We start from the raw sequence: 9,851 nt of genomic DNA, 5'->3' as shown, positions 1-9,851 counted from the left end.
GGGGCCGGCGGGCACCGCCTTGCCGGTCACCGGCTGATCGCATTTCGCCTGCCAGTCTTCCAGCGGCTTGAACAGTCTTCCCACCACGCCATGCTCGCCCCACAGCACGTGGACCGGGCAGGCAATCTTGTTGGTCTCGTGGTCGCGGTCGTGTTCCAGGTCGATGCTTGCTGCCGCGCGGTAGTCTTCGCATGCAGCGTGGATCGCGTCCGGGCGGCAGAAGCAGCGCAGGTACTCGGCCATCGCTTCGTCATCGATGAATTTCGCACCGTTGGACCCCCAGTTGCCGAGCGAAGTTTCGAGCAGGAAGGCGGCGCTGTTGCCGATCAGCGTTTCCGGCACCGGCGCCGGCTGGATCATGAAGAACCAGTGGTAATAGAGCGTGGCGAAGGTCTTGTCCGTCGCCTCGTACATCGTGCGCGTCGGCGAGATGTCGAGGATCATCAGTTTCCGGACTGCGTCCTTGTGGTCCAGCGCGAGGCGATGCGACACGCGCCCGCCGCGATCATGGCCGCAGAGGAAAAAACTATGATGGCCGAGGCTGCGCATCAGCTCCACCATGTCCTGCGCCATTTCACGCTTCGCATAGTTGCTGTGGTCGGGCAATCCGGGCAGGCGCGATGAATCGCCATAGCCGCGCAGGTCCGGCATTACCAGGGTGTAGCGCTTGGCGAGCGCGTCCGCGACCTTGTGCCAGATCACATGCGTCTGCGGGAATCCGTGCAGCAGGAGCAACGGCGGGCCTTCGCCGCCGTGACGGAAATTGATGGTGACGCCGTTGACTTGGGCCTGTTGCTGCCGGAAATGTTCGAGCATCATGCCTCCTCCAGGAGACGCAGCAATCCTTGCAGCGAATGGATGATGGTCTGTTCGCGGACCGCCTGGCGGTCGCCGTCGAAGTGGCAGCGTTCCGTCACGGTCTTGCCGTTGACGGACCAGCCAAAGCAGACGGTGCCCACCGGTTTGCCCGGCACCGCGCCGCCAGGTCCGGCGATCCCCGTGGTGGACACGGCTGCCCGCGCAGGGCTCTTGACGAGCGCGCCTTCCGCCATGGCGCCGGCGACTTCTTCGCTCACGGCACCGTGTTCCCGGATGAGGTCCGCCGGGACCTTCAGCAGGCGGATCTTCGAGGTGTTGGAATAAGTGATGAAGCCGCAATCGAACCATTCGGAAGACCCGGCAACCTCGGTAATGGCGTGCGCGATGCCGCCCCCGGTGCAGGATTCCGCAGTGGCCAGTTGCAGGCCTTTTTCCTTGAGCGCGGTCCCTGTGCGGATCGCGAGGTCGATGATGCTGTTCATGTCCGGCTCCCTGTGTCGATGGCCTACTTTACCACCGGGGCGTCATCCGTTCCGGGACACACCTTTCCTGTGATATTTCTCAACGAAATCATTTCCCGCCTGACGCAAAATGAAGTCCGGCAAGGTTCGTGTGTGCGACGCGGGCCTCGCGGAGGAGTGAGAGTTCGAGCTTGCGCGGCCTGGCTACCAGGTCGCGCTTTTTTTTATAGCGTCCGCCACAAGGCAAACAGCAGCAGCGTATAGAAGGCCGCCACCAGGTCGTCGAACATCACGCCGAAGCCACCCTTGAAGCGGCGGTCGAAATAGTTGATCGGCGCCGGCTTCACCATGTCGAAGAAGCGGAACCACAGGAAGGCCCAGAACTGCGTGGAAAAGCTGGCCGGCATCAGCACCAGCAGCACGATCCAGAACGCAATGACTTCATCCCACACCATGCTGCCGTGGTCGGCGATGCCCATGTCGCGGCCGGTCTTGTGGCAGGCCCAGATGCCAACGACGAAACCGGCGGCAATGATGATGGCCCAGTTCGCCTGCGTGAAGAAGCCGGGCCAACGCACCGACAGCGTGGCAAAGACCAGCCAGGCGAACAGCGTACCCATGGTGCCCGGCACAACGGGTGAAAGGCCGCTGCCGAATCCCTGTGCAAGGAGATGGGCCGGGTGCGACAGCATGAAGCGCGCGTTCGGGCGGGTGATGTAGGCGGTCTGTCCGGTTTCCAGTGTAGTCATGGCGAAGCGAAATGATCGAAGGAAGCGAGCTGCAGCGCGATCGGCGCGCCGGCTGCATCGGTCAGGCGCAGTCCGGCTTCGGCCTCGATGCGTCCGACCCGGGTGACCGGAGTCGCGGCCTGGAGCGCGGCGGCGAGGACATCGCCGCGCCGTTCGGCGGGCGCGGTGAAGCAGAGTTCGTAGTCGTCGCCGCCTGCAAGCGCGAAGCGCCGCCTCAGGTCACGCTCTTGCGTGGCCAGTGCGGCCCCTGCGGGAAGGTCGTCGACACAGAGCGTGGCGCCCACGCCGGAACGCTTGAGGATGTGGCCGAGGTCGCCTACGAGTCCGTCGGAAATGTCGATCGCCGCGCGCGCAATTCCGCACAGTGCGGTGCCAAGTGCAACGCGCGGTGTCGGCGCATGCATGCGCGGCGCCGCCTGCGACAGCGTATCGGGTGCGAGCGCAAGCTCATTGCGATAGCCGGCCAGCGCCAGCCGCGCATCGCCCAGCGTGCCCGAGATCCAGATGTCGTCTCCCGGCTGCGCGGCATCCCGGCGCAATGCCTGCCCAGGCGGAACTTCCCCGAAAATCGTGATGCAGATGTTCAGCGGCCCCTTGGTAGTGTCGCCGCCGACAAGCTCGCAACGATGCAGGTCGGCCAGCGCAAGCATGCCCGCGGAAAAGGGCGCCAGCCATTCTGCGCGCGCCTCGGGCAGCGCGAGCGCCAGCGTGAAGGCGACCGGCCGTGCACCCATGGCGGCCAGGTCGGACAGATTGACGGCCAAGCATTTATGGCCAAGCGCACGAGGCTCGGCATCGGGGAAAAAGTGGCGTCCTTCGACCAGCATGTCGGAGGAAATTGCCAGTTGCATGCCCGGTGTGGGGACAGTCAGCGCGCAGTCGTCGCCCACGCCCAGCGCAATGCGCGCGGTATCACGCACCGGGCGGGTGAAGTAATGCGCAATCAGGTCGAATTCGGAAAGCATGACGGAATTGTACTCAATTGACCTTGCCCTTCATCGCGGGATGAAATAGTGCAAATCAAAGAAATCGGCCAAGCGCCATAGCTTTGCTTTATTTATTAATAAAATGAATCGAGTATAAATATTCAATAGTCATTCATATTTATCCAATGACCCAGGTCAGTATTGTTCGAGTTTTTCGAAGGAAAACTCTCGCAAGGCCTGAATCGACTAGGATAAATACGTATAAGACCACGCAATTGCGTCTGATAAAATCGTAAGCTTTCCGTAAGCTAAAAAGGACGGCCACATCATGGAATCTCCCGATCAAAAAGAAGAACTCCGCCAACAGCTTCGACAGGCCGCACTGGAATACCACGAATTCCCCACCCCCGGTAAGATCAGCGTCACCCCCACCAAGCAGCTCACCAACCAGCGCGACCTCGCGCTAGCGTATTCCCCCGGTGTCGCAGCCGCCTGCGAAGAAATCGTCGTTGATCCCGCCAACGCCTACAAGTACACCGCCCGCGGCAACCTGGTCGCCGTAATTACCAACGGCACTGCCGTGCTCGGCCTCGGCCCGATCGGCCCGCTGGCATCCAAGCCGGTGATGGAAGGCAAGGGCGTGCTGTTCAAGAAGTTCGCCGGCATCGACGTGTTCGACATCGAAATCAATGAAAACGACCCGGACAAGCTGATTGAGGTGATTGCAGCGCTGGAACCGACTTTCGGTGGCATCAATCTCGAAGACATCAAGGCGCCGGAGTGCTTCTACATTGAGCGCAAGCTGCGCGAGCGGATGAAGATTCCCGTCTTCCACGACGACCAGCACGGCACCGCGATCATCGTCGGCGCCGCCATCCTCAACGGCCTGAAGGTCGTTGGCAAGAAAATTGACGAGTGCAAGCTGGTGGTGTCCGGCGCGGGTGCCGCGGCGCTGGCCTGTCTCGACCTCGTGGTCGACCTCGGCTTCCCGATCAAGAATATCTACGTGACCGACCTCGCCGGCGTGGTTTACAAGGGCCGCACGGAGCTGATGGATCCGGACAAGGAACGCTTCGCACAGGAAACCAGCGCGCGTACCCTGGCAGAAGTCATTCCGGGCGCCGACATTTTCCTCGGCCTGTCCGCCGGCGGTGTGCTCAAGCCGGAAATGGTCAAGCAGATGAACGACAAGCCGCTCATCCTCGCGCTGGCCAACCCGACCCCGGAAATCCTCCCGGAAGAGGTGAAGGCAGTACGTAATGATGCGGTGATCGCTACCGGCCGTTCCGACTACCCGAACCAGGTCAACAACGTCCTCTGCTTCCCGTACATCTTCCGCGGCGCGCTCGACTGCGGCGCAACGACGATCACCCGCGAAATGGAAATCGCTGTCGTGCACGCGATCGCCGACCTCGCGCAGGCGGAACAGTCCGACATTGTTGCTACGGCATACGGCATCAGCAACCTGTCCTTCGGTCCGGAATATGTGATTCCGAAGCCCTTCGACCCGCGCCTGATGATCAAGATCGCCCCGGCCGTTGCCAAGGCCGCCGAGGAATCCGGCGTGGCATCGCGCCCGATCAAGGACATGGCGGCCTATGCGGCCAGCCTGCAGCAGTTCGTCTACCGTTCCGGCACCTTCATGAAGCCGATCTTCCAGATCGCGAAGAAGGCACCGGCCGCCAAGAAGCGCATCGTCTTCGCCGAAGGCGAGGAAGAGCGTGTGCTGCGCGCGGTGCAGGTGGTGATCGACGAAAAACTGGCCAAGCCCATCCTCGTCGGTCGTCCGGCAGTGCTGGCGCAGCGCATCGAGAAATTCGGCCTGCGCATGCGCCCGGACATCGATTTCGAGACCATCAATCCGGAATACGACGAGCGCTATCGCGAATACTGGCAGGAATACCTGTCGATTACCCGCCGCAAGGGCGGCACCGAACAGTGGGCCAAGCTTGAAATGCGCCGCCGCCATACGTTGATCGGTTCCATGATGATCAACCGCGGCAATGCTGACGGCATGATCTGCGGTACCTTCGGCACGGTGCCGCTGCACCTTCACTACATTGACCAGGTGCTCGGCAAGCGTGAAGGCGTCAACGTCTACGCCGCGATGAACGTGCTCATCCTGCCGGACCGTCAGGTCGCCATCGTCGACACCCACGTCAACGAAAACCCGACCGCCGAGCAGCTGGCCGAGATCACGATCCTGGCTGCCGAGGAAATGCGCCGCTTCGGCATCGTGCCGCGCGCCGCGCTGCTGTCGCATTCCAACTTCGGTTCGTCCAACAGCGAATCCGCGAAGAAGATGCGCGCCGCACTGGCGATCATCCAGGAACGCGCGCCGGACCTGGAAATCGATGGTGAAATGCACGGCGACACCGCGCTCGACCCGAACCTGCTGAAGAGCATGATGCCGGACTCACCGCTCAAGCGCGATGCGAACCTGCTGGTGATGCCGAACCTCGACGCCGCCAACATTTCGTACAACCTGCTGAAGATGTCCGCGGGTAACGGTATCGCCATCGGCCCGGTCCTGCTCGGCTGCGCCAAGCCGGTCCATGTCCTCACGCCGTCGGCGACTGTCCGCCGTATCGTGAACATGACGGCACTGTGCGTGATGGATTCCGTCGCGCAGCGATAAGAACCTTCGTCGCAAAGAAAAAGCCGCTCCCCGCAAGGGGAGCGGCTTTTTTTATTTGATGCGTTACCTTATTTCTTCTTGCCGGCAGCAGCCTTTTCACTGCGGTACACGGACGCCCAGGCCGGATGCCCGCTTTCGGAAGGCAGCAGCGCGAAGGCTGGATCCTTCTCGAACATCGTCCTGAATTCGGCACGGCACTGCTTCATGCGTTTAGTCAGGCAAAACGCGAACGCAGTGTACTTGTGCGCCCGCATTTCATCCCCCTTTGCCGGCAAGCCCGCCTTCACCGCCGCCTGCAGCGCATCGAGCGCATGACGGTAACGTGCGGCTTCATATTCGCGGATGCCTTCAGCCAGCTTCTGCTGTGCCGGGGTGGCGTTCGGACTGCTTGCCTGCGACAGTGCGCGCCTTTCCTCGTCAGCTCCCTTGATGGAGCGCCAAACCGGTCCCCATTGCGGATGGTCCGACTCGCCGGATACGAGCTCGAAGTCCGGATCGGACTTCAGGATGGCATGGAATTGTTCACGGCACGGCAACTCGCGCCCGGCCGCGCAATGGATGAAGGCCATATGCTTGCGCGCATCGTTTTCCTCTGCCGCCTTGAGTCGTCCGCCGGTGATTGCTGCAGTCAATTCGGTCAATGCCGCGTCGGGCTGGTGATCGCGGTAGTGCGCAAGGCCGCGCGCGTAATGCGAATCCGTGTCCGGCGCAGACATAGTGGCAGCAGCCTCTTCAGAGGCCGGCAGTTGCGCGCAACCTGCGGCAAGCGCAGCCACCAGCACAGCAAGTGTCAGGTGATGGATAGGCATGGTCAGAAGGCGTATTCGACAGTGACCTCGCCACCGCTCCTGACCTCGACGGTTTCACGGTAAGGCGCGAAATCACCGTTGCGGATTTCGATGTGATGCTTGCCGGGTGCGAGGCTGAGTGATTTCATCGGCGGACTGACGCCACGCCGGGCGCCGTCGACAAAGATTTCCCCCCATGGCTGGATCGCCAGTTTGACGGCGCCTGTCACGACTGGTGGTGCGGGCAGTTTGGCGTTGTCTTCTGTCTTGTCGCTCGCTGCGGACGACGACGAGGCACGCAGGACAGCATGCGGATTTGTGGCCGCGAGCTTCACGTCGGCACGGATGTCCGCTGCCTTGGCCGGCTCGATGCGTGGACGATAGGATGTGTCTTTCGTGCTTCCCCTGGAATACGCAGTGACGGAGGCCGTGACCGGCGCTTGCGTCGGCTTGTCCGTCCATAGCCACACTGCACCGGCCATCAAGACGGAGACGCCTGCCGCGACTGACGTGGCGGGCCGCAGCCATGCATGTTTCTCTCGCTTGCCTGCCGTGGACACATCCTCAGCGCGCGTCGCGATAACGACTGTGGAGGAAGGCGCATCGTCGGGCCGTAGTTGCCGCATTTCCGCACGGTGATGCAGTACGTCAGTCAGGGCCGCATTGTCCGCGGGCGGGTCGAACCGGAAGACTTCCTGCTCGTCGGCGAGCCTGTCCTGGCTGACATAGACGAACAGCGGCATGTAATCGCGCGCAATGCGGGAAATCATGTCGAAGTAGGCGAACGTCACCATCAGCTGGCCGGCGGCGGCCAGGCGCAGCGCGCGCTGGGCGTCGGTGACGCCGTTGCCCACCATGCTGGTCTGCCCGTTGATGTCGCGTACGAACTTCAGCGGTCCGAGATTGATCCCAATCCGGACGAATCCTGGTTCGCCTGCGGGAAGGGCGGCCGCGGCAATTGCATCGCGCAGCGCGAGAGCGGCGAACAAGGCATCCTCCGGATCCCCCAGGAAGGCGATCGCAGCACCGTGGCCGGTGTCCACCATTACACGCTCGGATGGCGGCAAACCATGTACCGCATCAGCCAGCATCGTGTTGAACAGTTCTTTCAACTCGAGCTGCTCCGCCTCCGGACATGCCGTAAAACCGGCAATGTCGGCACAGAGCACGCTTCCGATAAAGGTGCGATTCAATTGCTTCAGTGAAGGCGAGCCGTCGCTCATGGATGGAATGACAACAAAATAAGCGCTGTTGCCATGATTTTACCCGTCCCAAGGCAAATGTTGACGCAGGGAATGCTTTTGGTCAGGTTTCGACGTTGCGTGTCGGCACCAGTCCCGTTTGCACCAGCGGCGCCGCACGGTCGCAGTGGCCGGGCTGGTCGTCGAAGAAGATGTGCGGCTTGAACGCAGCCAGGACGTCCGATTTGGCGACTCCGCCCATGAAGAAGGTTTCGTCGATGGCGAGGTCCCAGGCGCGCAGCGTGCGGATCACGCGTTCGTGCGCCGGCGACGAGCGCGCGGTCACCAGCGCGGTGCGGATCGGCGCCGAGCGGCCATCGGCCGACTTGAAGTTGTTCTGGATGTACGACAGTGCCTTGAGGAGGCGCGCGAACGGCCCCTCGGGCAACGGCTTCATCGCATTCTCGCGCTCGTGGTGCTCGAAGGCTTCAATGCCCTGCGTCTGGAAGATGCGCTCTGATTCGTCCGAGAAGATAACGGCGTCGCCGTCGAAGGCGATGCGGATCTGGTCCAGTTCCTCGAAGGCGTTTTCCGGCTTCTGGTAGAGCAGGGCGGCTGCCACGCCCGAATCGATGGCGGCCTGCACGTCGTCCTCATGCAGCGAGAGGAACAGGCTGACGTTGAACGCGCGCAGGTAGGGCGCCAGCGGCGCGCCGCCTGACAGCACGGCGCGGGTGATGTCGAGGTTGTAGTGCTTGATCGAGTTGAAGATGCGCATCGATGTCTCCGACGAATTGCGGGACATGATGACCACTTCGACAAAGCGCCTGTTATGCACCAGCGCATTCAGCTTGAGCAGTGCGCGCACGAGCGCAAAGCCGGCGCCGAGTTTCAGGATCTCGCCCTCGTTCTCGATCTGGTGCTTGCGGTAGGCGTCCAGTCCCTGCGTGCGGAAAATGGCTTCCTCCGCCTCGAGGTCGAACAGCGCGCGTGAGGAAATGCCGACGACGAGGAGATTATCGAGGGAAACGGGCATCGGCCGAACAGGAATGGGTGGCGGGATTGAATGCAGGTCGCATGCATTATATATGCGCCGCCCAAATGAAAAACGCACCTCGGTGGGTGCGTATTCAATCTTCTTCTTTGGTGCCGAGAACCGGAATCGAACCGGTACGCCATTTCTGGCGCGGGATTTTGAGTCCCGTGCGTCTACCTGTTCCGCCATCTCGGCGACACACAAGCGCGCATTATCGCTGATTTGCAGCGATCGGGCAACAGAGTGCGCTGCAACGGCGTTGGCATTGAGGAATTGTTAGGCGTATCATCGCCAGATTCGATTTGAGAGCAAGCATAAAGAATGAAGTCCAGAATCCGCGAGATCGTGCTCGGCAAGGCATTGGATCCGATGAAGTCCGAGACACGACACTCGCTGGCATTGGTTGCGTTCCTGGCGTGGGTCGGGCTTGGCGCCGACGGTTTGTCGTCCTCGGCCTACGGCCCCGAAGAAACCTTCCGCGCGCTCGGCACCCACACCCAGCTCGGCCTGTACCTCGCGATCGCGACCGCAGTCACCGTGTTCGTCATCGCGCTTGCGTACAACCAGGTGATCGAACTCTTCCCGACGGGCGGCGGCGGTTACCGTGTGGCATCGCACCTTGTCGGACCCTACCTCGGACTTGTCGCCGGCTGCGCGCTAATCCTGGACTACGTGCTCACGATCGCCATCTCGATCGCGGCGGGCGTCGAAGCACTGGCCTCGCTGTTGCCGCTCGGCTTCCACCATTACAAACTGTGGGCAGAAGCATTCTTCATCGCGGTGCTCATCGTGCTCAACCTGCGCGGCCTGAAGGAAGCGATCCGCATACTGCTGCCGATTTTCCTCGGCTTCGTCGCCACGCATTTCATCCTGATCGTCTACGGCATTTTCGCGCATGCCTCCAACCTGCCCGACCTCGTGCCCAACACGCTGAACGAGACTGCAGTCCTCGCTGACGATATCGGCTGGATCGGCATCGCGGGCATGCTGCTGCTGGCGTACTCCCAGGGCGGCGGTACCTATACCGGCCTGGAAGCGGTATCGAACAACGTCAACATCCTCGCCGAACCGCGCGTGCGCACCGGCAAGATGACCATGATCTACATGGCGCTCTCGCTGGCCTTCACCGCCAGCGGCATCATCCTCCTTTACCTGTTGTGGGATGCAAAGCCGGTGGAAGGGCAGACGCTGAACGCCTCGACCTTCAAGGCCATCATTGAAAGCCTGGGCTTCAGCGGCTGGACCAACCGCAT

At 61.8% G+C, this 9,851-nt stretch carries 9 protein-coding genes and 1 tRNA gene; 2 read left to right on the top strand and 8 right to left on the bottom strand.

Annotation, left to right across the window (positions count from 1 at the left end):
• From AYR66_RS22890 to thiL, 4 genes are all read right to left on the bottom strand, one after another.
• Nucleotides 1-819 (bottom strand): alpha/beta hydrolase (locus tag AYR66_RS22890; RefSeq protein ID WP_234814988.1); only part of this gene is annotated, 819 nt, incomplete at its 3' end.
• Complete coding sequence (locus tag AYR66_RS22885; RefSeq protein ID WP_088709427.1) at nt 816-1,301, bottom strand: CinA family protein; 486 nt, start codon at nt 1,299-1,301, stop codon at nt 816-818. The genes AYR66_RS22885 and AYR66_RS22890, both read right to left, overlap by 4 nt.
• A gap of 203 nt (nt 1,302-1,504) precedes the next feature.
• Entirely contained in the window at nt 1,505-2,029 is a 525-nt protein-coding gene (locus AYR66_RS22880; protein WP_234814987.1) for a phosphatidylglycerophosphatase A family protein, read from the bottom strand.
• Nucleotides 2,026-2,994 carry a thiamine-phosphate kinase gene (thiL, locus tag AYR66_RS22875; RefSeq protein WP_088709426.1) on the bottom strand — a complete coding sequence of 323 codons (969 nt, stop codon included), beginning with the start codon at nt 2,992-2,994 and terminating at the stop codon, nt 2,026-2,028. The genes AYR66_RS22880 and thiL overlap by 4 nt, the downstream gene beginning before the upstream one ends.
• A gap of 289 nt (nt 2,995-3,283) precedes the next feature.
• On the opposite strand from thiL, the gene AYR66_RS22870 reads away from it, so the two are divergent.
• On the top strand, nt 3,284-5,593 hold the full coding sequence (locus AYR66_RS22870; RefSeq protein WP_088709425.1) for an NADP-dependent malic enzyme: 2,310 nt from the start codon (nt 3,284-3,286) through the stop codon (nt 5,591-5,593).
• 68 nt (nt 5,594-5,661) lie between these two features.
• Here AYR66_RS22870 and AYR66_RS22865 read toward each other — a convergent pair whose 3' ends face one another.
• The 4 genes from AYR66_RS22865 to AYR66_RS22850 form a co-directional block, all read right to left on the bottom strand.
• Nucleotides 5,662-6,402, bottom strand: coding sequence for a TssQ family T6SS-associated lipoprotein (locus AYR66_RS22865; RefSeq protein ID WP_088709424.1), 741 nt, complete (start codon nt 6,400-6,402; stop codon nt 5,662-5,664).
• A 2-nt stretch (nt 6,403-6,404) separates the two neighbouring features.
• Nucleotides 6,405-7,604: a PEGA domain-containing protein gene (locus AYR66_RS22860; RefSeq protein WP_088709423.1), complete on the bottom strand. Its 1,200-nt coding sequence runs from the start codon at nt 7,602-7,604 to the stop codon at nt 6,405-6,407.
• Nucleotides 7,605-7,686: 82 nt separating this feature from the next.
• Nucleotides 7,687-8,598, bottom strand: coding sequence for a 5'-nucleotidase (locus AYR66_RS22855; protein WP_088709422.1), 912 nt, complete (start codon nt 8,596-8,598; stop codon nt 7,687-7,689).
• 108 nt (nt 8,599-8,706) lie between these two features.
• A tRNA-Leu gene (locus tag AYR66_RS22850) sits at nt 8,707-8,793 on the bottom strand.
• 126 nt (nt 8,794-8,919) lie between these two features.
• Here AYR66_RS22850 and AYR66_RS22845 point away from each other — a divergent pair.
• The coding region (locus tag AYR66_RS22845; RefSeq protein WP_141104294.1) for an APC family permease at nt 8,920-9,851 on the top strand (932 nt) is incomplete at its 3' end.

The sequence above is a fragment of the Noviherbaspirillum denitrificans genome, from assembly GCF_002211445.1.
GTDB lineage: Bacteria > Pseudomonadota > Gammaproteobacteria > Burkholderiales > Burkholderiaceae_D > Noviherbaspirillum > Noviherbaspirillum denitrificans.
The sequence above is the reverse complement of the archived record's forward strand: the minus strand, read 5'-3'. Positions and strand labels throughout refer to the sequence as shown.

Bases quoted from the DNA above. Each gene is read 5' to 3' on its own strand.
- AYR66_RS22885 (WP_088709427.1), bottom strand. From the start codon at position 1,301: ATGAACAGCATCATCGACCTCGCGATCCGCACAGGGACCGCGCTCAAG.
- AYR66_RS22880 (WP_234814987.1), bottom strand. From the start codon at position 2,029: ATGACTACACTGGAAACCGGACAGACCGCCTACATCACCCGCCCGAAC.
- thiL (WP_088709426.1), bottom strand. From the start codon at position 2,994: ATGCTTTCCGAATTCGACCTGATTGCGCATTACTTCACCCGCCCGGTG.
- AYR66_RS22870 (WP_088709425.1), top strand. From the start codon at position 3,284: ATGGAATCTCCCGATCAAAAAGAAGAACTCCGCCAACAGCTTCGACAG.
- AYR66_RS22865 (WP_088709424.1), bottom strand. From the start codon at position 6,402: ATGCCTATCCATCACCTGACACTTGCTGTGCTGGTGGCTGCGCTTGCC.
- AYR66_RS22860 (WP_088709423.1), bottom strand. From the start codon at position 7,604: ATGAGCGACGGCTCGCCTTCACTGAAGCAATTGAATCGCACCTTTATC.
- AYR66_RS22855 (WP_088709422.1), bottom strand. From the start codon at position 8,598: ATGCCCGTTTCCCTCGATAATCTCCTCGTCGTCGGCATTTCCTCACGC.